The 24,967-nt window shown below is 70.0% G+C and carries 21 protein-coding genes, 1 tRNA gene and 3 pseudogenes; 11 read left to right on the top strand and 14 right to left on the bottom strand.

Going from position 1 to position 24,967, the window contains the following annotated elements; all coding sequences use genetic code 11:
- Positions 1–325 precede the first annotated feature (325 nt).
- Positions 326–496, top strand: a pseudogene (locus AAFF41_RS45590) (SGNH/GDSL hydrolase family protein); the annotation flags it as partial.
- Between the two features lie 65 nt (positions 497–561).
- Here AAFF41_RS45590 and AAFF41_RS45585 read toward each other — a convergent pair.
- The 5 genes from AAFF41_RS45585 to AAFF41_RS45565 are packed head-to-tail and all read right to left on the bottom strand — an operon-like array spanning position 562 to position 7,940.
- A complete protein-coding gene (locus AAFF41_RS45585) occupies positions 562–3,471 on the bottom strand; it encodes a DUF5682 family protein (protein ID WP_343325921.1) in 2,910 nt (969 codons plus the stop codon).
- On the bottom strand, positions 3,468–4,580 hold the full coding sequence (locus AAFF41_RS45580) for an ATP-binding protein (protein ID WP_060899692.1): 1,113 nt from the start codon (positions 4,578–4,580) through the stop codon (positions 3,468–3,470). Before AAFF41_RS45580 ends, AAFF41_RS45585 begins: the two co-directional genes overlap by 4 nt.
- A gap of 59 nt (positions 4,581–4,639) precedes the next feature.
- Positions 4,640–6,085 (bottom strand): vWA domain-containing protein, encoded by a 1,446-nt coding sequence (locus AAFF41_RS45575; protein WP_319750495.1) that lies wholly within the window; start codon positions 6,083–6,085, stop codon positions 4,640–4,642.
- A complete protein-coding gene (locus AAFF41_RS45570) occupies positions 6,082–7,500 on the bottom strand; it encodes a hypothetical protein (RefSeq protein WP_343325920.1) in 1,419 nt (472 codons plus the stop codon). The genes AAFF41_RS45575 and AAFF41_RS45570 overlap by 4 nt, the downstream gene beginning before the upstream one ends.
- Positions 7,470–7,940, bottom strand: a complete 471-nt coding sequence (locus AAFF41_RS45565) for a hypothetical protein (protein WP_319750497.1) — start codon at positions 7,938–7,940, stop codon at positions 7,470–7,472. The genes AAFF41_RS45570 and AAFF41_RS45565 overlap by 31 nt, the downstream gene beginning before the upstream one ends.
- Before the next feature lie 332 nt (positions 7,941–8,272).
- On the opposite strand from AAFF41_RS45565, the gene AAFF41_RS45560 reads away from it, so the two are divergent.
- Both AAFF41_RS45560 and AAFF41_RS45555 read left to right on the top strand, forming a co-directional pair.
- Positions 8,273–9,487 carry an IS110 family RNA-guided transposase gene (locus AAFF41_RS45560; RefSeq protein WP_343325919.1) on the top strand — a complete coding sequence of 405 codons (1,215 nt, stop codon included), beginning with the start codon at positions 8,273–8,275 and terminating at the stop codon, positions 9,485–9,487.
- Between the two features lie 413 nt (positions 9,488–9,900).
- A complete protein-coding gene (locus tag AAFF41_RS45555) occupies positions 9,901–12,072 on the top strand; it encodes a hypothetical protein (RefSeq protein ID WP_319750499.1) in 2,172 nt (723 codons plus the stop codon).
- 571 nt (positions 12,073–12,643) lie between these two features.
- Here AAFF41_RS45555 and AAFF41_RS45550 read toward each other — a convergent pair.
- Positions 12,644–12,847, bottom strand: coding sequence for a cold-shock protein (locus AAFF41_RS45550; protein ID WP_060899524.1), 204 nt, complete (start codon positions 12,845–12,847; stop codon positions 12,644–12,646).
- A 414-nt stretch (positions 12,848–13,261) separates the two neighbouring features.
- Positions 13,262–13,471 (bottom strand): annotated as a pseudogene (locus AAFF41_RS45545) (hypothetical protein); the annotation flags it as partial.
- Here AAFF41_RS45545 and AAFF41_RS45540 point away from each other — a divergent pair.
- The 4 genes from AAFF41_RS45540 to AAFF41_RS45525 all read left to right on the top strand — a co-directional run bounded on the left by AAFF41_RS45540 (position 13,437) and on the right by AAFF41_RS45525 (position 15,428).
- Entirely contained in the window at positions 13,437–13,718 is a 282-nt protein-coding gene (locus tag AAFF41_RS45540; protein ID WP_343326458.1) for a LysE family translocator, read from the top strand. The pseudogene AAFF41_RS45545 and the gene AAFF41_RS45540 sit on opposite strands and share 35 nt — an antisense overlap.
- Before the next feature lie 209 nt (positions 13,719–13,927).
- Positions 13,928–14,001, top strand: a tRNA-Met gene (locus tag AAFF41_RS45535).
- A 410-nt stretch (positions 14,002–14,411) separates the two neighbouring features.
- Positions 14,412–14,810: a VOC family protein gene (locus tag AAFF41_RS45530; protein WP_319750501.1), complete on the top strand. Its 399-nt coding sequence runs from the start codon at positions 14,412–14,414 to the stop codon at positions 14,808–14,810.
- A gap of 372 nt (positions 14,811–15,182) precedes the next feature.
- Positions 15,183–15,428 (top strand): MmyB family transcriptional regulator, encoded by a 246-nt coding sequence (locus AAFF41_RS45525; RefSeq protein ID WP_319750502.1) that lies wholly within the window; start codon positions 15,183–15,185, stop codon positions 15,426–15,428.
- Between the two features lie 7 nt (positions 15,429–15,435).
- Here AAFF41_RS45525 and AAFF41_RS45520 read toward each other — a convergent pair whose 3' ends face one another.
- The gene (locus AAFF41_RS45520) at positions 15,436–16,344 is read right to left on the bottom strand and encodes a hypothetical protein (RefSeq protein WP_319750503.1); all 909 of its coding nucleotides are present in this window, start codon (positions 16,342–16,344) and stop codon (positions 15,436–15,438) included.
- Positions 16,345–16,485: 141 nt separating this feature from the next.
- Here AAFF41_RS45520 and AAFF41_RS45515 point away from each other — a divergent pair, with 141 nt between their 5' ends.
- Positions 16,486–17,856, top strand: a complete 1,371-nt coding sequence (locus AAFF41_RS45515) for a trypsin-like serine peptidase (protein ID WP_343325918.1) — start codon at positions 16,486–16,488, stop codon at positions 17,854–17,856.
- Between the two features lie 84 nt (positions 17,857–17,940).
- Here the strand turns inward: AAFF41_RS45515 and AAFF41_RS45510 are convergent, their stop codons facing one another.
- A complete protein-coding gene (locus AAFF41_RS45510) occupies positions 17,941–18,555 on the bottom strand; it encodes a dihydrofolate reductase family protein (RefSeq protein WP_319750505.1) in 615 nt (204 codons plus the stop codon).
- A 184-nt stretch (positions 18,556–18,739) separates the two neighbouring features.
- Here AAFF41_RS45510 and AAFF41_RS45505 point away from each other — a divergent pair, with 184 nt between their 5' ends.
- Complete coding sequence (locus tag AAFF41_RS45505; RefSeq protein WP_319750506.1) at positions 18,740–19,480, top strand: SDR family NAD(P)-dependent oxidoreductase; 741 nt, start codon at positions 18,740–18,742, stop codon at positions 19,478–19,480.
- 189 nt (positions 19,481–19,669) lie between these two features.
- Here AAFF41_RS45505 and AAFF41_RS45500 read toward each other — a convergent pair whose 3' ends face one another.
- Genes AAFF41_RS45500 through AAFF41_RS45490 form a run of 3 tightly spaced genes read right to left on the bottom strand, consistent with a single transcriptional unit; the run spans position 19,670 to position 21,451 of the window.
- Complete coding sequence (locus tag AAFF41_RS45500; RefSeq protein ID WP_319750507.1) at positions 19,670–19,984, bottom strand: DUF7336 domain-containing protein; 315 nt, start codon at positions 19,982–19,984, stop codon at positions 19,670–19,672.
- A 13-nt stretch (positions 19,985–19,997) separates the two neighbouring features.
- Positions 19,998–20,411 (bottom strand): SRPBCC family protein, encoded by a 414-nt coding sequence (locus AAFF41_RS45495; RefSeq protein WP_319750508.1) that lies wholly within the window; start codon positions 20,409–20,411, stop codon positions 19,998–20,000.
- 29 nt (positions 20,412–20,440) lie between these two features.
- Entirely contained in the window at positions 20,441–21,451 is a 1,011-nt protein-coding gene (locus AAFF41_RS45490; RefSeq protein WP_319750509.1) for an aldo/keto reductase, read from the bottom strand.
- A gap of 147 nt (positions 21,452–21,598) precedes the next feature.
- Here AAFF41_RS45490 and AAFF41_RS45485 point away from each other — a divergent pair, with 147 nt between their 5' ends.
- Together AAFF41_RS45485 and AAFF41_RS45480 are read left to right on the top strand one after the other, a co-directional pair.
- Positions 21,599–22,498 carry a LysR substrate-binding domain-containing protein gene (locus AAFF41_RS45485; RefSeq protein ID WP_319750510.1) on the top strand — a complete coding sequence of 300 codons (900 nt, stop codon included), beginning with the start codon at positions 21,599–21,601 and terminating at the stop codon, positions 22,496–22,498.
- A gap of 50 nt (positions 22,499–22,548) precedes the next feature.
- Positions 22,549–23,043: pseudogene (locus AAFF41_RS45480) on the top strand (HAD domain-containing protein); the annotation flags it as partial.
- A gap of 417 nt (positions 23,044–23,460) precedes the next feature.
- On the opposite strand, the gene AAFF41_RS45475 reads toward AAFF41_RS45480, so the two are convergent.
- Positions 23,461–24,336, bottom strand: coding sequence for a PhzF family phenazine biosynthesis isomerase (locus tag AAFF41_RS45475; protein ID WP_343325917.1), 876 nt, complete (start codon positions 24,334–24,336; stop codon positions 23,461–23,463).
- 245 nt (positions 24,337–24,581) lie between these two features.
- Entirely contained in the window at positions 24,582–24,803 is a 222-nt protein-coding gene (locus AAFF41_RS45470) for a hypothetical protein (protein WP_225900651.1), read from the bottom strand.
- Positions 24,804–24,967: the final 164 nt, after the last annotated feature.

The following is a 24,967-nucleotide window of genomic DNA, read 5'->3' as shown; positions in this document are numbered from 1 at the left end:
CGCCCGCTGAAGTGTGTCAACGGTGGTCCGTGCAGAACGGCCGGGAAGCGTAGCCCGGCCTCTCGGCGGGATGCCTTGGCGTGCGCCACTGAACCGGTTCAGCTTCCTCACCGGCATCACTGGGACCCCCCCCAGCACGGGGAACAGGGAGGGCGCACATCCATGAGTCGAAGATCGTCGATCGTGAGCCTGGTGGTCGCGGGGTTGCTCGCGGCGCCGCCTTCGTGGTCGCCTCGTCCGCCGTGCGGGCGGCCGACGCCGGCCTCGGGTCGTCTCGCCCCACTGAAACGCATCAGCCGTCGGACGGGCATGGGGTGAACACCTGTGGATCCGCACGAGCGGCCGCTTCGACGCCGTCGTCGACTTCGACCGGGCGGCCCGTGACCCCCGGCAACCGGTCCGTCTGCTGACGGCGATCGACGTCGGCGACCACCTCCACCTCAATCCGGCCGGTTACCGGCTCCTCGCCGATGCCGTCCCCGTGCAGCTCTTCCGACTCCGGCCGAATCGGGGGACTTCGGACTCGAATAGCCATCGGGCCGGGGCGTCCCAGACCCGATGTCAGGGGCCGGCCAGCAGCGCCTCCAATGCCAGCGCCGTATCGGGATGAAGACCGAGCAGCGCCGCCCCGGACGGGCCGGGGGCCGCCGTCCGCCACGTACCGTCACAGCCCAGCAGGCTCGCCACCGCGTCGCACGTCGCGGGGTGGGCGGCGAGCAGCGCGACACCGGGGCCGTCGTCCGCGCCGCGCGCCGAGGGCGGGGTCTCCGGCACCGACTGCGCCCGCCACGGCGGCACCCACGCGTCCAGCGCCGCCAGCCGGCCGGGGAAGATCCGTCCGGCCTCCCGGATCAGCAGCGGGGCCAGCTCTGTGCCGCTCGACCGCAGCGTGGTGATCAGGGTGGGCAGCCAGGGCAGGAGCACCGGGTCCGGCAGCCGTCCGAACGCGTTCGACACCGCTTCCACGACGAAGTCGGTGAGGGCGGGGACGGGCTCCAGGGCGTGTACGAAGCCGCTGAGGTAGCGCGGATAGGCGGGCACCACCAGAGGGTTGCCGAGCAGCTCGTCGCACCTCGTCCGAAGGTCGGCGCGGGAGAGGTTCCCGAGCTGTGTCTGCGCCGCCCACAGCAGCGCCGTCTTCGAGGGCTCCGCCGGATGCGACTGGCCGACGGCCAGCTCCAGTTGGGTACGGTCGCAGCCGAGCGAAAGCGCCAGGCTCTCCATGCTGAACAGGAAGCCCAGCATCGCCGCCACGTGGCGCACGGTGGCGTCCTCGTCGGTGAACGCCGTGGGCAGCAGGGTGCAGTAGTGCGCGTACCCGGTCTTGACGAAGGACTCGGTCCATGGCGGCAGCGTCGGCTCGCTGGTGCGGTAGTACGCCAGCAGCCGGCGCACCCGGCGCAGCACCTCCGGCGCGCCGTCGACGCTGCGTTCGGTCGCCAGCACCTCCAGCGCGCGGGTGCCCAGTTCGTCCGCGAGGCGGCGGCTGCGCAGATACAGCGTCGCGTCCTCGACGGTCCCCAGAACGGTCGCCGTGGTGGCCTGCGGGCCGTACGCCGTCCGGCGCAGACGCTGTTCAAGGACCTGCTCGATGCTGACGCCCTCGTAGCCGAGCTCGATGAGCGCACGCTGGTGGGTGCCCAGCGCCAGGTCCCACGACTCCTGGATCGACCGCTCCCCCAGCTTCCGCTCGCCCATGATCGGCCGCGCGGCGCCCTGGGGCAGCAGTTGGCGGAGCATCCACAGCACGTCGGAGCAACGATCCAGTTCCGGCTGGGCGGCTATGTTCAGCAACGCCCTCTGTACGCCGCGCTGTTGGAGCTTCAGGTTCAGCGGCGCGAGCCGGTCGTGCACGTCGCGCGCCAGCGGTGGCAGCGCGTCGTAGCCGACCTGGCCGACCCGGTCGCCGCCCATCATGATCTCCACGAGCCGGCGCACGTCGCGCCGACCCGGCACGGTGTCCTTCTCGATGCAGGTGACGGCCGCGTCCTGGAAGTCGTACGGCGTCGGCCTGGCCCGGTCGCGCATCCCGGCCAGCAGGATCGACGTCTCGAACACGGCGATGGCGTCGGCGGTGGAGGCGAGGTAGCCGTTGCGGCGCGCTGCCCGCACGATCTCCACGCACCAGCCGAGCAGTTCGTCCTCGTCCAGCCGGTCGAGGACGGGCGGTCGTCGCAGGAAGCCGGTCAGTTTGTCCGCGGGTGGGAGCGTCGGTACCGCAGCCGCCGCGGCCACGGTCTTCTTCGCCCTCGACTTCTTCGCGCCCGCCTGTCCCGCCAGGCGGTAGGGCCGCACACGGGTGCGGCTGACGTTCTTCGCCCAGACGGTCGCGGCGATCGACACCGAGCCGGCGGCGAGGCCGAACTGCGCCTCGATCGCCGCGTGGCTGGACGGGATCAGGCCGTGCTGCCACTTGGTCGCGCTGCGCGGGGCGATCTCGAAGGTGTCGGTGCCGTGGACGCCGAACTCCTGGACCCGGCTGGCCGCGTGGAAGGCTCCGCAGACATAGAGGCAGTCGTCGGGATCGGTGCCGGTCGCGGTCAGGTGCTCGCGCATCCTGGTCCACATGTGGCGCTCGCGGTCCTCGTCCACCCGCACCCGGTGCGGGTCGCCGGGTGCGAGGCGCCGGAAGAGGCTGCCGATCAGGAGCATCACCTGGCGGTAGGTGTCGTGGTCGCTGTCGCCGAGGGGCAGTTCGACGTACTGGTGCCACCACTCCGACCAGTGCCGCACTCTGCCGTGGCGCAGCAGGTGTTCCTCCAGTTCGGCGAAGCGCGGGCGCAGGTCGCCGATCTCCACGCCGACCGCGTCGCCGTGCAGCGCGGCCTCCTCCTCGACGGGCGGGGCGTCGGGGTCGGCGGGCTCGCCGGTGTGCGTCCCGCGTGCGTCCCACTGGAAGACGTGGTCCGAGGAACGGTCGACGAGGACGAGTTCGACGCCGGGTGTGTCCAGTGCGTAGGCGATCGCCTGGTACTCGGCCGAGGCCTCGGTGATCGGTGCGACCACCGACAGCGGGGACCACTCGGCCGGGAAGCCGTCGATCTCGGTCGCGAAGGCCTGGACCGCCACCGGGAGCCTGCAGTTGCGCAGTTCGGTCAGCAGCGGCGCCATGTCCTCACACAGCTCCAGGTACACGACCTTCGGCTGTTTCTCCCGCAGACGGCGTGCCATGGCCAGCGCGGAGGCGGGCGAGTGGTGGCAGACGGGGAAGATCTCCAGGGGCTCGCGCACCGCGCGGTCGACGTCCTCGACGATGCCGAGGAGGATGCCCTCCAGGGCGTCGGGCCCGTCGGCCAGCGTCGCGGCGGCCCCCTGCAACTGCGCGCGCAGCGCTTCGAAGGTGCCTTCGTGCGCGGCTTTGTGCGTGGTCCTTTGCGTTTTCTTGTGTGCGCCGCTCGTGATCCCGTCCTGGGTGCTCTCGTGCGCACCGTTCACGGTCCCGTCCCGCGTGCTCTCGTGCGTGCCGCTCATGACAGGGTGGCGATCGCGTCGCGGCCGCCCTCCAGGAACTCCGGCCAGGATCCGCCCTCTTCCTTGCTGCGCGGCTCGACCACGCCGTGCAGGTACTTGTTGAGGATGGCCAGGTCCTCGGGCTCGCGCCGGGCCAGTGACCCGACGAGCGAGGAGGCCAGGGTGTGGGCGGTCAGGGCGCGTTCGCCGAAGAAGTTGCTGTGCAGGATCGCGTCCTCGAGCACGCCGATCTGCTCGGCGGTGGACAGCGCGGACTCCAGCTTCTCGTCGTCGCTGCCGGCCGCGGCCGCTGAGGCGCGCAGGTCGGCGAAGCTCTGCAGCAGCACGTCGAGCAGGGTCGGCGGCACGTCCAGTTCGATCTGGTGCCGGCCCAGCAGTTCCTCGGTACGGAAGCGGACGATCTCCGCCTCGCTCTTCTTGTTCGTCACCACGGGGATGCGTACGAAGTTGAAGCGGCGCTTGAGCGCCGAGGACAGGTCGTTGACTCCCCGGTCACGGCTGTTGGCGGTGGCGATGATCGAGAAGCCTGGCTGGGCGAAGACGATGTTGTCGCTGTCCAGCTCCGGGACCGAGATGTACTTCTCGGACAGGATCGAGATCAGCGCGTCCTGGACGTCGCTGGTGGAGCGGGTGAGTTCCTCGAAACGGCCGATCGCCCCGGTCTCCATCGCGGTCATGATCGGCGAGGGGATCATCGACTCCCGCGACTGCCCCTTGGCGATGACCATGGACACGTTCCAGGAGTACTTGATGTGGTCCTCGGTGGTACCGGCCGTCCCCTGCACCACCAGCGTGGAGTTGCGGGAGATCGCGGCGGACAGCAGCTCGGCCAGCCAGCTCTTGCCGGTGCCGGGGTCACCGATGAGCAGCAGGCCGCGGTCGGAGGCCAGCGTGACGATGGAGCGCTCGACGAAGCTGCGGTCACCGAACCACTTCTGCGAGATCTCCCGGTCCAGGCCGTCGGACCGCTCGGAGCCCAGGATGAACAGACGGACCATCTTCGGGGACAGCCGCCAGGAGAAGGGCTTGGGGTTGTCGTCGACGGACTCCAGCCAGTCCAGTTCCTCGGCGAATTTGATCTCGGCGGGGGCGCGCAACAGGTCGGACATCACAGGGCCTTTCTTGACGGAGAAAAGATGAGCGAGGAGTGTCTGAGCGGGCGGGACGCCTAGGCGAGGAACGTCTTGAGCTCGTGGACCAGCTTGCGGATGTGGCCGGAGAGCACCGGCGTGCCGAGGTCCTTGAAGCGCTCCCGGAACCATGGGTTCACGCTGCCGCGGCCGGAACTGGTCACCGAGCCGACCGGGATGAACTTGGCTCCCGAGCGGTGGATGGCGGCCATGCTGTCGAACAGCGGCTCGGACCGCCATTCGTAGAAGTCGGAGATCCACACCACGACGGTGTTGCGGGGCTCTGCGATCTTCGGCTGGGCCAGGGCCATGGCGACCGTGCCGTCGGTGCCGCCCCCGAGGTTGGTGCGCAGCAGGGTCTCGAAGGGGTCGTGCACCCATGCGGTGAGGTCGAGCGCCTGGGTGTCGTACGCGATCAGGTGGACGTCCACCTTGGGCAGCCCGGCGAATATGGATGCCAGGATGGTGCAGTTCACCATCGAGTCGACCATCGAGCCCGACTGGTCCACGACGACGATCAGCCGTTGGGGCGTCGTCTTGCGTGCGGTGTGCCGGTAGTAGAGGCGGTCGACGTACAGCCGCTCCTCCTCCGGGCTCCAGTTGGTGAGGTTCTTCCAGATCGTGCGGTCGAGGTCGAGGTTGCGGAACACCCGCTTGGGCGGGACCGAGCGGTCCAGCGCGCCCACGCTGGTCTTCTCCACCTGGGTGCGCAGCACCTGGGCGACCTCGTCGACGAATCGGCGGATCAGGGCCTTGGCGTTGGCAAGTGCCACGCCCGAGAGGTTGTTCTTGTCCCGCAGCAGCTGCTCGATCAGCGACATGCTCGGGGTCAGCTGCGCCGCGAGTTTGGGATCGGCCAGCACCTCGCGCAGGCGCATACGCTTGACGAGATCGGCCTCGATCGCGCCGAGTTCCGGGCCGATCGCCGGAACCAGCCGGCTGAGGTCGGGGGTCCTGCCCGGGCCGCCGGTGCCGGTCGGGCTGACCCCGGGTCCCACGGTGCCCGCCCCGGACCCCGCGCCTGCGCGGCCACCGCGCAGGTCGCCCGGCTTGCAGCCGAGTGCGCGCTCCAGCCAGCCCGCGTCGGACTGCCAGCGCGCCAGCTGTCCGGCGGTGACCGTGCCGGAGCCGGCGGCGAAGACGTTGAGCAGCACCTTCGACAACAGTGCCGCGCGCCGTACTTCGGCGGCCCGGTCCCGGGCCTCGTCGTCGGCCTCGGGCACCATCAGACCGTCGAACTCCTCGGCCAGGTCCGGATGGCGCTGCACGATCGAGTCGACCGAAGCGCCCGGGTCCAGGAGGGCGGACGGCAGGCCGATGTCCTCCACGACGGCGAGGCTCGCCGACTCCAGCGTCGCCTGCTCCTCGTGGTCGAAGAGCCGGGCGAGGAGCCGCCAGTACAGAACCTGACGGCGGTTGTCGTGGGAGTCGTGGGCGACTTGGGGGTCCGCTTCGGCACGGGGGGAGGTCGTCGCGTCGGTCATTTCCGCAACAACCTTCCGGCGCGCTCCCGCAGCACGGCCACGGCGTCGGTGGCGGCCTTCTCTGCCTTGACGCCGACCTTGTCGGTCGTGCCCCCGGCCCATGCCCCGGCGTGAAGCGCGACGGGCTTCTTCCGCACGGTCGTCTCGACGGCCAAAGGCTGGACGCGATACGTGCCGGCGTCCCAGCGGAGCAGCCCTATGCAGGCGTTCGATGTCGCGACGGCCTCGGGGGTGAGCGGGCCGGCGGTGGGAACGCGGTCGATGTCGACGGCGAGAGGGTGTCCGGCGACCGTGAACGTCATGGTCTCGTCGTCCGTGCGGACGGCGTAGCCCTCCAGGAACACGGGGACGGCGATGCGCGTCGGGTGCCGGTCGAGCGGTGCGGTCGCCGGGTCGGTGGCGGTGGGCAGGGCGACGCGGGCGGTGGTGAAGGCGTCGGCGGGCTCGCTCGGGCGGGCGTGCTCGTCGCTCCAGATCAGGTCGCCCTCGGCGGTGACCGGCATGTCGGTGAGCTCCATCGAGCGGCCCTCGCCGACAGCTGCCAGGAGCGACATGCAAGGCCGCAGCAGCTGCCAGAGGCCGGCTCCGACGACCGTGTCGGGCTTCGGCACCGACACGGTGGCGCGCACCAGGCCGGGCGCGGAGCCGTCGGCGGGTTCGAACACCGCGTGGACCTGGGCCTGTGCCGCGGTCGCGTGTTCCCGCAGGTCGACTCCCAGGGGCAGCAGGCGACCGGTGGCGGTACCCGGCGCGGGCGCGGCGGCGGCACCGGGCAGCGTCAGCAGCATCCCGCGTGACCAGAGATCGCCCCAGCGGCGCGCCGGGATCCTCTCCAGGGCGGAGCCCGGGCAGGACGCGGCGAGTTCGGCGGCGAAGCCGTCGAGGAGCGTCGCCGGTCGGCGCAGGGACGGGTCCGGAAGCATCGCGGAGACGACCTGCGCCGCCCCGGAGACCACCTCGTGGTCGATGCCCTGCCATCCGGCACGTGCGAGATCGCAGAGCCAGGCGCGGGCGGCGGCGAGCAGGTTCGCCGCCTGCCCCCCACCGGTCGCCGGGACGGCCTTCTCGCCGCGGGGGCGACCGGTCGCCTCGGTGACGCGGGTCATCAGTGCGTCGTGGACGGAGCCCAGCAGTGCGGTGCGGGCGGCGGCGAGGGCGACGAAGTGGTCTTCGCCCGCTGCTCCGGTCGCCGCCTTCGCCGCCGCCTCGGAGACCCGGGCGGCCAGGGGGGTCCCCGCGACGGCGTGCGCGAGCTCGGTCAGACCGGCGGCCTGGGCGGGTTGCGGACGGAGCAGGCCCGCGACGAGCGCCTGGTCGAAGGCGTCGACGGCCGCCAGCGCTTCGTCGAGCCCGGCGATGGGGTCGGAGAACAGGTCCGCGCGCATCACGCCACCGCCCTGGTCGGCGGGAACCACTGCATCTCCGGCAACGGCGCGGTGGTCGGGGCGAGTTCGAGATAGGCCAGGTGGCGCAGGAACCGGCTGAAGACGGGCGCGGCGGCCTTGGTGTCTCCCTGCGCCGGTCGTGTGTGGTCCATGACGTGGGCGATGGTCTGTCCGCTCGGCTCGCCGTCCGCGAGCTCGACCCTCAGATAGCGGGCGACGCGCGCGGCGCCGTACTGAAGCACCGCCTCGTTGATCAGGGCGCGGATGTGGTTGCAGAACATGCCCCGCGCGCCGCCGCAGGGGCGGTTGTTGTTGGTGCTGCAGGCGAACGCGTAGGTGCCGGCCGCGACCGACGAGACGTAGACCCGCTCGATGTCCGAACCGCTGGACACCACACCTTGGAGGCGTCCGTCGGCCAGCTCGACGAAGGGCACCTTGGCGAGCTTCCGCGGCCGCGCGGGCACTGTCACCCGTGCCGTGCTCGACCTCTCCCAATCCGACAACGCACCATCTCCTATGCATCAGAGGGGACTTCCACGCCACTCCGGCGGGACACGACTGAACATAGTGGCGACCACTGACAGTCATAGTGGTACGCGGGTCTCCGGTGGTCGTGACCCGATCACTGACTGACGTCCTGCTGGACTGTCCTTGCGTTGATCTGTCCGGCCGCCGGGGCTCGGTTTCCCAGGGCTCCGGCGGGGCGGAGCATGACCTCCTAGGAGCCTGGCCAGAGGCCCCCTGACTGTCCTGTCTGCCCTTTCCGGCCGGAGCTACCTTCGGCAAGGAAGGCATCTCCAGCATGGCAGGCACAGAGGCGGCGGACACGAGGGACCAGGTCGTGGTGGGCGGGGTGGACTCGCACGCCGACACCATCCACGTCGCCGTGGTCACCGACCGGGGCGGGCACCTCGCCGACGCCCAATTTCCTACCACCGCTGCCGGATACGACGCCGCGATCGCCTTCCTGCGAGCCCACGGCAGCGTCGCCGCCGTCGGTGTGGAGGGGACGTCCTCCTACGGCTCCGGCTTCACACACGCCGCACAGCAGGCCGGCCTGGCCGTCGTCGAGGTCAGCCGGCCCGACAAGGCCGAACGCCGCAGGATCGGCAAGTCCGACCCGATCGACGCCTATGCCGCGGCCCGCGCCGTCGTCTCCGGACGCGCGACCAGCGCTCCGAAGGACGGGACCATCGCCGGGATACGTGCCCTGCAGACCGCCGCCCGCTCGGCGATCAAGGCCCGCACCGCGACGCTCAACCAGATCACACACCTCCTGGTCACCGCCCCCGACGCCATCCGCGCCAAGTACACCGCCGTGTCCGGTGACAAGCGCGTTTCCACCCTCGCCCGACTCCGACCGGCCACTGACCCCGCGCACGCGCCGCTCCTGACAGCCCTGCGCACGCTGGTTAGGCGCGTCCAGAACCTGACCGAGGAACACACGACCCTGACCGTGGAGCTCGACCAGTCGGTCACCATCCTCAACCCCGGGCTGCGTGCCGCCTACGGGGTGGGGCCGGACACCGCCGGCCAGCTGCTGATTACCGCTGGCGCGAACCCGGCCCGTCTTCGCACGGAGGCTTCCTTCGCTGCCCTATGCGGCGCGGCCCCCGTCCCCGCCTCGAGCGGGAAGACCAACCGGCACCGCCTCTCCCGGGGCGGCGACCGAGCGGCCAACGCCGCCCTCTACCGCATCGCGCTCGTTCGGATGGCCCGATGCCGGCGCACCCGCGAGTTCGTCGTCCGACAGACCAGCGCCGGGCGCACGAAGAAGGAGATCATCCGGCTGCTCAAACGCGCGATAGCCCGCGAGGTCTTCCGGCTCTTGACCACCCCGGTCCAAGTCCCCGAGATTGCGGACCTCCGTCCGACCCGGAAGACGAAGAACATCACTCTCACCGCCGCCGCCAACCACTTCGGCGTGTGGCCCGCCGTCATCTCCAACATCGAACGCGGCCTGCGTCGCGACGACGCCTTCACCGATGCCTACCGTCAGTGGCTCACCGCCGCTTGACTGACGATAGGAGCATCAACGCCGTTTCGCGGACGACCACCGAGGTGGACAGGGTCGGTGCGCGACGCCTGCTCGTCGACGGGACCGCGACGTAGGGTGCCGATCGGGACCGGCGCGAAGTAGTCGGGGAGGACTGCTGAGCGGCATGCGCCCCAGAACTGAAGACCCCTCCCCCGGCCGAAACCGAGGGGCTTCTCGTTACTTTTGCCGCTGTCGCATCCGGCCCGGATCCGGCGGCAGGCTCGTCGTGGGGAATCGGGCGGCCACACCACTTCAGCCACAGGTGGCGGCCGCCTGAAAGCCACACCCGGCACTCCTGGGCGGTCGAACGCCACGAATGGCACGGCCACCCCGTTCCTGCAACGCAAGGCCAACTGACTCTGGTGTCGGACACGGCTGGCACGATGCCCCGCATGGAACTCGTACACCCGCTCGATGGCCTGGACTCCCACCCCTGGTCCTCCTTCAGTCACGCCTACGGCAGCGCGGAGGATCTCCCCGATCTGCTGCGGGCCCTGGCCGACAGCGACGCGGGGGCGGCGGGCGAAGCGCTGTCGGAGTTGTACGGAAGCGTGCTGCATCAGGGGACGGTCTGTGCCGCCAGCGCGGAAGTGGCGCCGTTCCTGGCCAGGATCGCGGTGGCCGGCCGCCAGGTGGCGGACGTGCTGATGCTGCTCGGAGGCATGGCCGAGAGCGAGGACGAGCACGGCGTGGCACCGGGCACGGTCCGGGCGGCCGTTGCCGGACAGCTTCCACTGCTCCTGCCGCTGCTGGACGCCGCGGAGCCGGAGGTCCGCCGGACCGCCGCGTGGGCGGTGTCCCACACCCGTGCGACCGCGCTCGTGCTCCCCGCCCTCCGCAGGCGCTGGGCGGAGGAGGCCGAGCCGCTGGTGCGCGCGGAGATCCTGTCCGGGATCTCCCGGCTCGACCCGCCGGCCGGCGCGGTGGCGGCCGCCACCGTCCTGGACCCGTCCCAGCCGGCCGGGATACGCATGGCCGCCGTCTTCGCCTGCCTCGATGCGGGCCTGCCCTTTACCGAGGCGCATCACACGACGATGCTGTCCCTGCTGTCGACCGATCCGCTCGGCGCCGACTGTCTCGACCTCGATCGCAACGAGCCGTTCACGGCCGTCGTGGAGGCCCTGCTGAACAGGGACCGCCTCGCGGACCGGGAGGCGGCGTTCGCGCTGGTCGACGCAGCCCTGCGCGACGGCCGGGCCGAGGTACGGGCCGAGGCCGTGTGGACGGCAGACCGCGCCTGCATGCTCTCCCGCAGCGCGCCACGGCGTTTGCTGGCCGGCCTGCGCGCGGCGGCCGTCGACGAGGAGGCCGTGGTCGCGATGGCGTCGCTGCTGGGCCGTCTGGGCACCACCGCCGCAGCGGCCGCGGACGTCCTGGCCCCGCTCGCCGGCCGGAACCCGGACCAGGCAGATGACCACGCGGACCGTGCGCTGGCCGCGCTCGTCCTTGTCGCGCCCGCCCAGGCCTCGCCGTTCCTGGCAGGCGGGCTCGGACGACGGCCGCGGGCGCTCGACGCCGCTGCCGGGTTCCTGCGTCCGGCGGACTTCACCTTCCCGTACAACGGCGAACTCCTCGGCGCGATCCGGTGCCGCCTCGTCCGGCCCGAGGCCCTGAGCTGCCACGAACCGGGGCCGCTGACAAGCCTCCTGGGCGGGTGGGGCGCCCGGGCCGCGTCGGCGCTGCCCGAGCTGTACGAGGCACTCGTGCACTTCCCTGGCCAGGTCGCCCCGGCCATCGCCGCCATCGCCGTTGACAGCGCGCCTGGCGAACGCGCCGAGGCGGTCGCGGTGGTGCGGGCGGCAGCCGGAGAGGGCTCGCTCCCGGCGGCGAAGGCCTTGTACGACCTCGTCGGCGAGCACGAGCCCCTGGTGCGGTGCCTCGAGCGGGAGCTTCGCAGCGGTGGACGCCGGCTCAGGGAGGCAGTGGGGACGGCCGGCGCGCTCGGTCCCCGGGCGGCGGCCACGGCGCCGGCCCTGCGCGAGGCGCTCAGCGGCCCGGACGGCGAAACGGTCACACCCGCGCTGGACGCGGACACGGCGCTCGCCGAGGCTCTGTGGCGCGTCACGGAGGACGCCGCCGCGGTGGTCGCTGTACTGGACTCGGTCTTCGCCCGGGCCGAACAGAACTCCTGGTCCCAGTGGTCGGCGGTGCGGGCCGCTCGTACGACGGCACTCCTCGGCCCGGCGGGGCGTCCGCTCACCTCCCGCCTGAAGACCCTGCTCGACAATCCCGTGCAGGTGCCGGCCGCGGTACTGGCCCTCACAGCCGTGGCGGAACCCGCCTCGCTGGACCGCCCGGCGCTCGCCTCGTCCGTCCTGTGGTCCGCCGAACAGGAAGCCGACCCGACAGGTGCCTGCGACGCCCTGGAGGCCCTCGGTGTCACCGCCTTGACCGCCGACCACCTGCGCCGACTGTCCGCCCTCGCCGACGGCGACGCGCGGATCATCCGCTCGGGAGTGGAGGACCGCATCATTCGCCAGGACGAGGCCCTCCGGAACCGTGCCCGGGCGCTCGTCACCACCTTCACGGCCCCCACTGGTCTCACTACTCCCACTGCCCTCTGACACAACCGGGCGTCATCCGCCGCCGCAAGGCCGTCCGAGCATGGCCTTGCCCCGCCCCATCGGGGATGGTGAGCGCCGTAGTTGGCCGTACGGGCCCCACTACGGCGCCCGGTCACACCGACCACAGCAAGCAGCGGCGCGAACCCAAGACCTGAGCGCCTCGCCAAGGGCCGCTCCGCAACGGCACGAGGAATCGTCAAGAGCTGTGGATGACGTCAATTGGGCTGGTCCCGGCCGCCGTTGCAGCTGACCGCTCGCTGCGTTTCGTACGCGGCGGGTGCGTCCGCGTTCGGCCAGCAGGCTGGGTGCCTCGGGTGAGACCACGAACCGCATGGTTGTGGCCGTGCGCTGGAACCAGTCGGATGCGCTGGTGAGATTCTCGGCGGCCCACGGCTTGCCCAGGGCGATGGTTCTGAGCAGGGTCCACTCGCGCAGACGGAGGGCGAGGAATTCGCGATCCGCGAACACCTCGGTCATTGTCCGGTCCCAAGCCGTGATCGCAGGGCCGGTCAACTACATCAGGGTCCCGGAGCACTGCTCCGGGACCCTGACATACCTCCTGACCGCGAGGTCAGGCGGGCGTGATGTTCTCCGCCTGCGGGCCCTTCTGGCCCTGGGTGACGTCGAAGGTCACCGCCTGGCCTTCCTGGAGCTCGCGGAAACCGCTGGCGTTGATGTTGGAGTAGTGCGCGAACACGTCCGGTCCGCCGCCGTCCTGAGAGATGAAGCCGAAGCCCTTTTCTGCGTTGAACCACTTGACGGTTCCGCTGGCCATGCTGGTGCCTTCCAGTCGATATCGGGTTCCGCACCGCGCGGACCCGGAGGTGATCGCCCTGGTCCTGCACTGCACAGCAAAGTGCCCACGCCGGAGCGCGGGCAGATACTGCGAACCACGACATCTGACAGCGACGCTACACGGCGAAACTGCCTACCGCCAGAGAGCAACAGCCATGATCCGCACGGGTCGCTCGGGCTCCCGCCGCAGGCCCCATGGCCGGCGCACCACGAGCCGAGTGGCCGGCGCGGGTCCAGGCAGCAATGCAGCCGCGAACAGCCCGTTTGGCAGCGGCAGGTCGTGAAGCCGGCGCAGGATACGGTCGGGTCGGACATGTGGTGCTTGGAAGCCGATGCGATGCCCAAGGCGCACGTGATCGGCCGACGTTTCGAGTGAAAAGGCCCCCGATGGCCGTCAGGCCTCCCGCAAGGGTCGGTTGGCAGGGCATACCAGGGCACGATCAGGCCCGCCCGAGCGGTCCACACACGCCAGACCGCGCGTGCCCAGCCTGGACGGCAGGACGTCCACCAACAGCGGGACACCCTCCTCGGCGGTGAACGGCGCGTCCGGCCCCCCGAGTGCGGTGCGAATGCAGCCTGGCGCCATGAGGAGAAAGGCACGCTGGAAGACGGGAGTGTTCGCCGTGTCCTTCCTTCCGCAGTTCGTGCCGCAGGGAGCTCCCGTACTGCCGACCCTGCTCGCCTTCTCGGTGATCTGGGCCGTGATCGACCTGCTCTGGTACCTCCCGCTGATCTGGCTGGCCGGACGGGTCCGCGGTGTGCTCCAGCGGCGGTCGATCCAGCGCCGGATGGAGCAGGTTTCCGGAGCTGTCCTGGTTGGGCTGGGGATGCGTCTGGCGGTCGAGTCGTAGACGGTCGGAGCCGGTCCGGTCCCGTCCGGTCCCGTCCGCTCGGCCTGTCCGCTCGGCCTGTCCGCTTCCGGCCAGACCATCCCCGTCTGCTTCCTCCTCACCGGGCGGTGTGTGCCGCGCCCGTACGCGTTCGCCGACCGTAAGCCGACGGGTCCACGGCGATCATGGTCTCGGGGCCGGGATAATTGGCGTAGGGTTGAGGAATCCGACGCGGGGTGGAGCAGCTCGGTAGCTCGCTGGGCTCATAACCCAGAGGTCGCAGGTTCAAATCCTGTCCCCGCTACTGAAACCTGAGGGGCCGGCAGCACGTGCCGGCCCCTCAGGCGTGTCCAGCCCCGCGGCGCTCGGTTGCAGCACGCACGCCGGGCAGGCACCTCTGCGGGATGAGCGGGGGCGACTGACGCCCCGTTCCGGACGGCTGGTCAAGTCGTACGGCGACACGGTGCACTGAGGCAGGTACGGCTGGGAGCTCACCGCGCACACGACGCACTGTAGGTTCCGTTGCTCTGTGCGCTGGTAGCCGGGCATGCCGAGGGACATGGGCTGCGCGTCTCCGGCTCAGCCAGGCGCGTAAGTGTCGATCATCGAAACGACGGTGGCCGGCGATGTCCCTGAGGCCGGTGTCAGAGGCAGGTCCTAGCCTCGTCCTTGAAGGACTGACGCCTGTAACCGAAGGGCAGCACCATGGCCTCGATGCCACAGAAGATCACCACTTTCCTCATGTTCGAGGGCAGGGCGGAGGAGGCGCTGACCTTCTATACGTCGTTGTTCCACGACGCCGAGGTCATCGACATCTCACGCTACGGCGCCGACGGCCCCGGCGAGGCGGGCACGGTCCAGCGCGCCACGTTCTCACTCGCCGGACAGCGGTTCATGTGTATCGACAGCTCCGTCAAGCACGCCTTCGGGTTCACCCCGGCGGTGTCGCTGTTCGTCGAGTGCGACACCGAGGCCGAGCTCGACCGCCTCTACGGCGCCCTCGCCGAACAGGGCACGGCGCTGATGCCGCTGGGCTCGTACGGCTTCAGCGCCAAGTTCGGCTGGGTGAACGACCGCTTCGGCGTCTCCTGGCAGCTGAACCTGCAGGAGTGACAGCGGTACGGCACAGAATCCCGAACGGAAGATCATAAGCGGCTGTCAGTCGTCAACTTCCGAACGTCACCGCTGCTCATGATCAGTCAGGTCGCCGTCCACGTCGCCGGTTCCACCTCGGGCGGACACGCGGTGATCGACCGGGCTGTACGGGCCGCACTCGTGGACCATGGATGTCTCATGTACGACAACGCCGTCACTGGCGTGGAAAAGCATGGACCCGGCAGCGAGATCCGCGAGTTCCTGACCTCCCGCCGGGTTTCCGGTGCTGCGCCGCGCTGAGGCCGCGCAGTTCGCCGGGGTCGGTGTCGAGTACGAACAGGTCCGCGCCGACGCCGCAGACCGGCGGATCCGCAGGGGGTACGCCCCAACGTGCAGCGGCTCCTCGACGCGATGACCGGCACCCCGGTACTCGTCATCAACGGCCGCACGGACGTACGGGCGAGCAACGCACTCGGCCGGGCCCTGTTCGCACCGCTCCACGACACCACAACGCGGCCTCCCCACCACGCCCGTTCCGTCCCGCTGGCCCGCTGCGCCCAGTTCAGCCACCTCGGGCCGCCCGGCGTCAGGCCATCGCTCCTCGGAAGCGAACCCGCTTCCTGGGCGGACACTTGATGTGGCGTCAGCCGCTTGTACCTGGCGGCGTCCCCGGGGTGTTCGGACGGCGGGACCGGGAGCGCTTGCGGAGGAGGGTCGTGCCGGCGGCAGCGAGGAGTACGCCACCCGCGGCCCAGGTCACCACTTCGGTGCGCGATGTCCCGGAGGGATGCGCCGCCTGCTGCGTGGGGCAGGTGGTCGTTCTGGCGGCAGGGGCGATGCGCAGCCGGGCCCAGGGCTGGTTCGGGTGGTTCTCGCCCTGGTCGGGAGTGTGCTGGTAGACGGGGTAGAGGCCGGGCGCAGCGTCGCATCTGAGGGTGGCGGTGGCGGTCAGGACCGCTCGTGCGCCGCGCAGGACGGGCCGGTCGGCGAAGGCCGGGGACGAGAGGGCGATGGCCCCGTCCATTCCCTCGTCGTAGTTGTCGGTGATCGTGATGCGGCTGCCGGCACGGAAGGACCTGACATCCCATTCCGACTGGGGCCACGTGGTGTTCGCCGCCCAGTGTTCCTCCCGGTCGGGCGGGGGCATGTTCGCGACCTTGTCCCGGCAGGCGCGACGCGCGGCCTCGTCGGCCGGTTCAACGCGTAGGTGTGCCCACGGGGCTCCGTGCTCGGCCGGGCGTGTGTCTCCGGCGCTGGTCAGCGTGACGGGGTAGGTGCCGGGCCGGGCGTCGCAGGCGATGGTGACGGCGGCCGTCAGCCGGGGTGTCGTCATCCGCATCCGCCCGGTCCTCAGCAAGACCGGGGAGGTAATGGTGTCGCCGTTCACGGCCTGTCCGCTCGCTGCGGTGACGGCCAGCGTGTCGCCGGGATGCACGGACCGGACGCTGCCGAGCGGCAGCGGTGCCGGTTCGGCGGCGGAGGCGGGCCCGGCGGCCAGGAGGGGCAGGAGGAGCTGCAGTGCCACCACTGCCGCGGTGCGGAATCGGTCCATCGCCTCGCCTCTCTGCCTTATGACGCCACGTCAAGCCGCCTGTGACGCTACGCTACCAATCGCCATAACAAACATATGTGCGATTATGTGAGATCGAGATCGCCCGCCATTCGGCTTCCTCCAAGACGGAAAGACACCTCGTTGAGTTCCAGTTCCAGATGGATTCCGGCCCTGGCGCTCGGTCTGTGCGCGGGCGTACTCGGCACGGGCCAGGCGCTTGCCGCCACCGGTACTCCGGTGCCCTCCCGTACTCCGGTGCCGTTCGGCACTCCGGTGCAGTCCGGCACTCCGGTGCCGTCGGTCCCCGCTGCGCCCACGGCCCGTCCGACACCCGCGCAGCCCAGCCACCCGCCTGTATTCCCGACCTCCTCCTCCGGCGGCCCGAGCCTGAGCGAGGAGGAGAAGTACTGGACAGCCCACCGCATGGACAACGCGGTCCCGATCGACAGCCCGCCCGGCCGGACCCCCGCGGCCTCGGCGCCCCTCATCGGCACGCGCGGCACGCCGCCGGCCGGCACGCCCCGTCCCGAGCACTTCGGCGGCCACCCGATGGTGGGCACGTTCTTCTACGACGGCAGGCCCTTGGGCGGCAAGAGCACGTACTGCACGGGCAGCGTGGTGCACACGGCCGTCCATGACATCGTCCTGACCGCCGGGCACTGCGGCCAGGGTCTGCAGAGGGCCACCCACCGCATCTTCGTGCCGCAGTACCGCGACGGTCTGTCCGCCGCGAACCAGCCGCGCGGCGTCTTCCCGGTCTCGCAGATGTACATCGATCCGCGCTACGTGGCCAACACCAAGAAGCCCACCTCCGACCTGGACCTGGCCTTCGCGCAGGTCGGTCCCAACAGCCGGGGCAAAGTGGAGGACGTGACGGGCGCTCTGACGTTCACTCCCACCACGAAATACACCCACAAGGTCACGGTCATCGGGTATCCCAGCTCCGAAGGCGTCAATGCGAAGCATCAGGCGATCCGCTGCCCCGTCACCACCTCGCGCCTGCCCGGCTACCGGCAGGTACGCATGGCCTGCACCGGCTTCTACGGAGGGGTCTCCGGCGGCCCGTGGATCGAGGACTACGACCGCACCACCGGTACCGGCAAGGTCGTCGGCAACACCGGCGGGTACAACGGAGGTGGCAACGACGCCAACGACGACTGGGTGACGTACGCGCCCATCTACGGCAAGGACGCCAAGGCCCTGTTCAACGACGCCGCCGCCCATCGCACGGTGGGCGCGAGGCCGCCCTACCAACCGTCGACCGACAGACCGGTCCTGCCCGGCTCGACGGGCACCTGGCAGCACACCAGGCTCCTGGCCTCCGGCGACTTCCGCCACACCGGGCACAGCGACATGATCGTGGTGTGGACCGACGCTGAGGTCACGCTCCACCTCGGCAATGGACAAGTCTGTTTCGACTCCGGGCGGCACCTGTGGCCTCCAACAGCACCTGGACGCACACGCGAACCGTCACGGCCGGCGACTTCACCGGATCCAACCAGTTCGACCTGATGGTGTGCTGGTCCGACGGCGAGACCACCGTGTACTCCGCCTCCGGCGCCACCCGGCTCGGGACCGAGCGTTGTCCGTGCCGGGTCACTTCACGAAGCGGTACTTCACATGGGTGGCGAGGGGGGTGTCGACCACCCTGACCGGCTCAAGGTTCCGCCGCCCGGCGCCCAGTCCCTCGAAGAGGCGCAGTCCCTCTCCGAGGAGCACGGGCACCACGTGCAGCTGCAGCTCGTCGATGAGCCCCTCCCTGAGGTACTGCTGCGCCGTGCTCGCCCCGCCCGCGATGTCGACGTTCCTGTCCCCGGCGGCAGCCCTCGCCTGGTCGAGGGCGCTGTGGATGCCGTCGGTGACGAAGGTGAAGGTGGTGCCGCCCTCCTTGACCAGGGCCGGCCGGGGACGGTGGGTGAGCACGAAGACCGGGGTCCTGAACGGCGGGTTGTCACCCCAGAACTCCTCGCCCGTGTCGTACATCATCCGCCCCATGACCACCGCTCCGGTGGCATCGAACCACTCGCGCATCAGCGCGGAGTCGCGGTTCTCCTCCCCGCCGGTCATGCCCTGACGCTGCCGCCAGCTCGCCAGGTTGTGGATCCACTCGAAGAGCGGCTCGGCGCCGTCGCCTCCCGGGTTGTCGATGGCGACGTCGGTGCCGGCGATGCACCCGTCGAGGGAGATGGCCATGTCCGCGGTTACGGTCACGATGGGTTGCTCCTGAAGTCCTGGGATGTGCTGCCTTTGCTCTCACGTCGATCGGGATCCGGCGTATTCGACATGCCCGGCGACACTCGGCAGCTCCGCCCGCCAGAGGGTGCCGTCCGGGCGGTTGAACGCCAGGTCGGATTCCCGCCAGCTCCCGACACGGGTGCCCGCAATGCTCAACCCTATGAATCGACTTGAAGGAAACGTGGCCTTGATCACGGGCGGCAGCCGGGGTATCGGTGCCGCTGTGGCACTACGCCTGGCCGAAGAAGGCGCCGACCTCGTCCTGACCTATGAGAACAACGCGGAACGCGCCGGCGAGGTCGTGGAGCAGATCAAGGCCAGAGGGCGCCGAGCCCTTGCCGTCCAAGCCGACAGCGCGGTCCCTGAAGCACTCACCGCCGCGGTCGACGAGGCCGCCGCGACGTTCGGCAGACTCGACATCCTGGTCAATAACGCCGGGGTCTTCCTCGTCGGCCCACTTGAAGACCTGGGGTCGACAGAGATCGACCGCACTCTGGCGGTGAACGTCCGGGCGCCGTTCGCAGCGTCCCAGGCCGCAGTGCGTCATATGGACCAGGGCGGCCGGATCATCAGCATCGGCAGCAATGTCGCCGAGCGTGCGGTCTTCCCCGGACTGGCGCTGTACGCGATGAGCAAGACGGCTCTGGTCGGGATGACGAAGGGCCTGGCCCGGGAACTCGGCCCCCGTGGAGTCACCGTCAATCTGGTGCACCCCGGTCCCACCGACACGGACGCCAACCCCGCCGCCGGGCCGAACGCCGAGATGATCGCCGGCTTCACCGCTGTCGGCCGCTATGCGCAAGCGGCCGAGATCGCGGCCACCGTCGCCCACTTGGCAAGCGCGGACGGCGCGTACATCACCGGAGCCTCGATCCACGTCGACGGCGGCTTCACCGTCTGACACGCGAGCTCTACTCCGCCACCAACTCTTCGCCGACCGAGGCTACGACACGACGCCCACCAAGTCCGGGTCCGCGCCCATGACCTCGTGCCCGCCAACGCCCGTCGCGGCACGCGCCACGACACCGGGCTGGACATCCAAGAAACGCTCCTCGAACGGGCCTGCCGCCTCATCACCCACCAACAACTGTCAGGGTTCCGTTACGTACCCTTCCGTCCATTGGTCCTCGTCGAGCACTGCCTCTTCGATGGAGAAGCAGTTGGGCTCGTCGGCGAAACCGGGAAGACTCCGGGCCCGTTCGATGCGTTTCTGCGCGGCCTCGCGGCTCGAATAGGTGCCGAGGTGTTTGACGTCGTCGCCGGCTTCTTCGTCGGACCAGAAGTCATCGGAATTTGCGAAGTGCCGCATCGCTCCGTCTTCTTCGGCCTGGTGGTGGACGTGCCACAGCAGGTAGACCTTGGCGGGCCCGCTCACTGTGCGACGCCAGTCGGCGCTGCCGAGCATCCCGTGTCCGTGCTCACGCGTCGAGTGTCTTCTTCAGCGCGGCCAGACCCTCGGCGTAGATGCCGTGGAACAGGGCGATCGCCTCTTCTTCGCTCACCCCTGCCGGTGCGAAGGTGCCGGACCACTCCACACGGCTCTGCCCGCCGGACACTTCGTGCACGGTGAGGGTGGAGCGGTAGCCGGTGACGGGGAACGGGGCCTGGAGAAGGGAATAGCTGTACGTGCGCGCCTGGTTGTCGAACGCTTCGAGGCGTTCGACGATGACGCCGCCCTCCTCGTTCGCGAGGCTGCGGACGCGGCCGCCCTCACTGAGCGTGCTCGCGGGAATGTAGGGCAGCCAGTCGGGCAGGGAGTCGAAGCCGCCGATGAGCTGCCAGACACGCGCGGCGGGTGCGGGGATGTCGATGGTTGCGGTCGTAGTCGCCATGGTCGTCTCCTGAACGGGTGAGGTAGAGGTCAGGCGCTGGGTACGGGGGCGTCCTGAGCGATCAGCCCCTCCGTGCGCAGTGCCGTCCAGAAGGCAGCCGGGACCTTCTCGCCGCGTGCGGCGACGTCCTCTACGATGCGGCTCGGCCGGGAGGCACCGGGGACGGCCGCGGCGACCGCGGGATGAGCAAGGGAGAACTGCAGCGCGGCCGCCTTGATGCCGACGCCGTACTGCCCTGCGAGTGCCTTGATGTGCTCCACCTTGGTGATGACCGGGGCGGGGGCCTTCTGGTACTCGAAATGCTGCCCGCCGGCCAGGACGCCTGAACTGTACGGTCCGCCGACGACGATGTCCACGCTCTGGGCCTCCGCGGCCGGCAACAGCCGCTGCAGGGCGCGCTCGTGGTCAAGCAGCGTGTAGCGGCCGGCGAGGAGGAACGCGTCCGGCTTCGGCTCGTCGAGGTCCAGCGTCAGCTCCAAGGGCTCGACCCGGTTGACCCCAAGGCCCCAGGCCTTGATGACACCCTCGTCGCGCAGCTTCTGCAGGACCCGAAATGCGCCGGTACGGGCGGTCTCGTACGCGGCGAGCCACTCGTCGCCGTAGAAGTCCTGCGCGACGTCGTGCACCCACACGATGTCGAGGCGGTCTGTGTTCAGCCGCTTGAGGCTGTCCTCGATGGAGCGCAGCGTGGCGTCGGCCGAGTAGTCGTTGACGATCTTGTTGGGGCGTCCGTGTTCGAACAGTCCGCCCTTCTCGCCCAGGTCGCGGGCAGCGGGGTCCTCGATCTCGTCGAGGATGACGCGGCCGACCTTCGTGCTCAGGACGAACTCGTCGCGGGGGCGGCCGGCCAGGGCTTCACCGAGCCGGATCTCGGACAGGCCCGCGCCGTAGAAGGGCGCGGTGTCGAAGTAGCGGATGCCGTTGTCCCAGGCGGCGTCCACGGTGGCCGCGGCTTCCTCGTCGGGTATGGCCCGGAACATGTTGCCCAGCGGTGCGGTGCCGAAGCCCAGGCGGCCGGGCAGGAAGGACTTGATGGCCATGGTGCGGATCCTTGCTGTACGAGTGGCGACGGATGTGCTTTGTGCGCCGTTCACGCGGTCCGTCGGTCTGACACGTTCGAGGCTAGGATCTAGACTTGAGACTGTCCAAGACTTACTTGGACATACTTGAGTCCTTAGAGGTCTGACATGCTTGACCTGCGGCAACTCCGCTACTTCGTCGCCGTCGCCGAGACCGAACACGTCGGCCGGGCCGCCGAGCGGCTGCACATGTCCCAGTCACCGCTCAGCCGGCAGATCGCGCAACTCGAGCAGAACCTGGGCCTCGCCCTGTTCGAGCGGGGCCAGCAGAGAATCCGTATCACCCGGGACGGCCAGGTCTTCCTGGCCGAAGCCCGTGCGCTACTGCGGCATGCTGATCGTCTGGAGAACCTGGGCCGACGGCTGGGCCGGGGAGAAGAGGGCGGCCTGTGCATCGGCTACGTCGCCGACGCCATGCACACCGGCATCCTGCCCGGCGCACTGCGCGCTCTGCACAACGAACGCCCCGGCATCCACATCGCTCTGTACAACCTTCCGCCCATCGAGCAGTTTGAAGGCCTGCGGCAGCGCAGCCTCGACATCGCGCTCGTCCATGAACCTCCGACCGCGGATGACCCTGACCTACTGGCCGCACCCCTGCTCGAGGACCCGCTGCTACTGGTCCTGCCCGCGGGGCATCCACTCGCCGCCCAGGAAAAGGTGACTCCCGGGGACCTCGATGGTCAGCCGTGGATCGCAGTCGAGAATGCCCAGGACCCCGCCTGGCGGGACACGTTCGTCGCCACCTGTACGGCAGCCGGTTTCACCCCCGACATCCGCCTCGAAGCCGCCGAGCCACTGACCGCGCTCGGGTTGGTCGCGTCCGGGCTCGGACTCGCACTCGTGCAGAAGAGCATGGTGCGCGCCACTACTGAGGAGGTCGCGGTGCGCGAGCTTCCCTGGCACGACACATGCATCCAGCTGTGGGCCGCGTGGCACCGAGTCGACCTGCGGCCCCTGGTGACATCGTTCCGCGCCACAGTCCTGCGCACCAGCAGCACCGCCTAGGGCCTGCCCCACAGCCGCTCGCCCTGGCACAGAGCCGATACCGTGCGGCCATGCCCGACCACGCGGAGCGCCCGCTCCTCTTCCTGGACGTCGATGGAACGCTCCTGCCCCATCGCGGAGCGCGGCTCCCCTCGACCCCTCAAGGATGGGAGAAGTGGCAGGACGTATCGAATCCTCAGCTGGGGAAGATCGACCTCGGACACGGTCCGCGTCTGCTGGCGCTGCCCTGCGTTCTGATGTGGGCCACCGCATGGATGGATAGTGCCAACGAGGTGATGACTCCGCTGCTCGGTCTGCCTGAGCTTCCGGTGGCCGACTTGCCAGAGGCGCCGGAGGAGCACGAGGTCGGCGTGCTGAACTGGAAGACCCAAGCCCTCGTCCGAGCCGCAGCGGGGCGCCCGTTCATCCGGGTCGACGACTCGATCACCGAGCTCGATCAGGCATGGGTGTCAACGCACCATCGCGGGCACGCGCTTCTCCATCGTGTCGATTCCACGATCGGCCTGATCGATACGGACTGTGCGGTCATCGACGACTGGCTGCGAGACCGGCGTACTCCGGCTCAGCAGCGGGAGCACGGGCAGGGAGACCAGCAGGGATGGAACGGGCTCCGCCCTTTCGGCGTCGTCGTCCGGTACCAGCCGGGACGGTGACGCTCACCGCGGTACCAGCGGCACGTGCCGGAGCGACAGCCTCGAACCGGCCCGTCACACAACCCCGCAGCGGACCCCACCCGGGGTGTCCTGCACACGCCTGACTGCGACGAGGCGGCGCAGGACGCGCCGCTGCTCGACGTGGAACGCGCTCTGGACGCGGCGAGCACCCGGGTACCCGGCTGCGTGCGCTGTGCGGGGCCGCCCGGCTTCTCCAGCCGGGCTTCTCGACCACCTGGCTGAGAGAAAGCCGTTCGGATCACCCTCGCCGTGACGCCGATCCGAACGGCCTCACAGCGGGCCGGCGCTTCAGCTGATGCGAGCTCCCGTGCCGCTGACACGGACGCGCGGGTCACCCGCGCGCAGCATCACCGTGAGTTCGCCGGGGCGGCCCAGGTCCTCGCCCTGATGCAGGGTGAGGACGGCGTCCTCGGGGACCAGGCCGAGTTCACGGGCGTACGCACCGAACGCGGCGGCCGCAGCGCCGGTTGCCGGGTCCTCGACGACGCCGCCGACGGGGAACGGGTCACGGACATGGAAGACGGTGGCCGACTCTCGCCACACCAACTGGACCGTGGTCAGGTCCAAGCGGTGCATCAGGGCTTCGAGGCGTGCGAAGTCGTACGCCAGGTCTGCGAGGCGCGCGCGTGTCGCCGCCGCGAGAACGAGATGGCGGGCACCGGCGAACGCGATATGGGGCGGGAAGGTGGGGTCGAGATCGGCGGTCGGCCAGCCGAGCGCGGCGAGCGCCTCCGTGAGGTCGGCGTCGGCGATCTGCTCGATGTGCGGCTCGACACTGGTGAGAGTGGCCCTGACGGTCCCGCCCTCCTCGGCCACCTCCACCGGCACGGCGCCGACGCGCGTCGCGAACACCAGCTCCCCGGGGCCTGTCCGCTCGGCGAGCGCGACGGCGGTCGCGACGGTGGCGTGCCCGCAGAACGGCACCTCGGCCTTGGGGCTGAAGTAACGGATGCTGTACGCCCGTCCCTCCTGGCCGCCGAGGCCCTCCGGGGGCGCGGTCAGGAACGCGGACTCCGAGTATCCGAGGTCGGCGGCGATAGCCAGCATGTCATTGTCGTCCAGGGCGGTGGCATCCAGCACGACGCCGGCGGGGTTTCCGCCGTCAGGGGCGCTGGAGAAGGCGGTGTATCGCAGTACCTCGGGCCGCGGCGCATTCGTCGTCATGCTTGCGGCAACACGGGGCGTGCTCACGGCTATTCCTGGACGCGAGTGGAGGCGAGCATGGGCCGCTGCGGAGAGCCGCACATCGACACAGGGCCGTGAATTGGTCCCAGAGCGGTTCGGTCAGCCCTGAGAGAAGCGGGGGCACAGGTCTCCCTGGTGATCACAGAGCGTCGCAACTCCGTGATCACCAGGGGCGTACCCGTTCTGTCACCGAGGTACCCCACCGCGCCGATCCGCGCGGTCTCTTAGATGGTGACGCAGATGTTGTCCTCGATGGTGCGGCCGTCGCGCTCCAGGCCGCCGCAGACGAGACGGTTGGACTGCTCGTAGCCCACCGTCCACTTGTGGGACGCGGCGCTGACTCGAGGAGAGCGGAATTCACCCCAGTAGGCACGCAGAGTCCCGGGCAGGCCGTCCTTGGTGTAGACGGTGATGTCCTGGACGAACTTGTTCTGATGTGCGGTCATGACGCAGATGTACGTGCCGCAGTGGGAATCGACTCCGCGCGTCGCCGCGCCGGCCGGCACTGCGGCAGCGAGAGGAGCGACGGAAAGCGCCGCTGCGAGGATGAGGCCGAAGCGAGTGATCTTCATGCCCGGCCCAACGCCCGAAGCAGCCCGCAGACACGCAA

It is taken from the genome of Streptomyces mirabilis (assembly GCF_039503195.1).
Lineage (GTDB): Bacteria > Actinomycetota > Actinomycetes > Streptomycetales > Streptomycetaceae > Streptomyces > Streptomyces mirabilis_D.
Note: the sequence above shows the minus strand (reverse complement) of the source record. Positions and strands in the feature narration are given on the sequence as shown.

Coding starts and splice junctions, on each gene's coding strand:
- AAFF41_RS45550 (WP_060899524.1), bottom strand. CDS start 12,847: ATGGCCAGCGGAACCGTCAAGTGGTTCAACGCAGAAAAGGGCTTCGGC.
- AAFF41_RS45585 (WP_343325921.1), bottom strand. CDS start 3,471: ATGAGCGGCACGCACGAGAGCACGCGGGACGGGACCGTGAACGGTGCG.
- AAFF41_RS45520 (WP_319750503.1), bottom strand. CDS start 16,344: ATGGACCGATTCCGCACCGCGGCAGTGGTGGCACTGCAGCTCCTCCTG.
- AAFF41_RS45475 (WP_343325917.1), bottom strand. CDS start 24,336: ATGACGACGAATGCGCCGCGGCCCGAGGTACTGCGATACACCGCCTTC.
- AAFF41_RS45470 (WP_225900651.1), bottom strand. CDS start 24,803: ATGACCGCACATCAGAACAAGTTCGTCCAGGACATCACCGTCTACACC.
- AAFF41_RS45490 (WP_319750509.1), bottom strand. CDS start 21,451: ATGGCCATCAAGTCCTTCCTGCCCGGCCGCCTGGGCTTCGGCACCGCA.
- AAFF41_RS45580 (WP_060899692.1), bottom strand. CDS start 4,580: ATGTCCGACCTGTTGCGCGCCCCCGCCGAGATCAAATTCGCCGAGGAA.
- AAFF41_RS45560 (WP_343325919.1), top strand. CDS start 8,273: ATGGCAGGCACAGAGGCGGCGGACACGAGGGACCAGGTCGTGGTGGGC.
- AAFF41_RS45530 (WP_319750501.1), top strand. CDS start 14,412: ATGCCACAGAAGATCACCACTTTCCTCATGTTCGAGGGCAGGGCGGAG.
- AAFF41_RS45575 (WP_319750495.1), bottom strand. CDS start 6,085: ATGACCGACGCGACGACCTCCCCCCGTGCCGAAGCGGACCCCCAAGTC.
- AAFF41_RS45485 (WP_319750510.1), top strand. CDS start 21,599: ATGCTTGACCTGCGGCAACTCCGCTACTTCGTCGCCGTCGCCGAGACC.
- AAFF41_RS45555 (WP_319750499.1), top strand. CDS start 9,901: ATGGAACTCGTACACCCGCTCGATGGCCTGGACTCCCACCCCTGGTCC.
- AAFF41_RS45540 (WP_343326458.1), top strand. CDS start 13,437: ATGCAGCCTGGCGCCATGAGGAGAAAGGCACGCTGGAAGACGGGAGTG.
- AAFF41_RS45500 (WP_319750507.1), bottom strand. CDS start 19,984: ATGCTCGGCAGCGCCGACTGGCGTCGCACAGTGAGCGGGCCCGCCAAG.
- AAFF41_RS45495 (WP_319750508.1), bottom strand. CDS start 20,411: ATGGCGACTACGACCGCAACCATCGACATCCCCGCACCCGCCGCGCGT.
- AAFF41_RS45505 (WP_319750506.1), top strand. CDS start 18,740: ATGAATCGACTTGAAGGAAACGTGGCCTTGATCACGGGCGGCAGCCGG.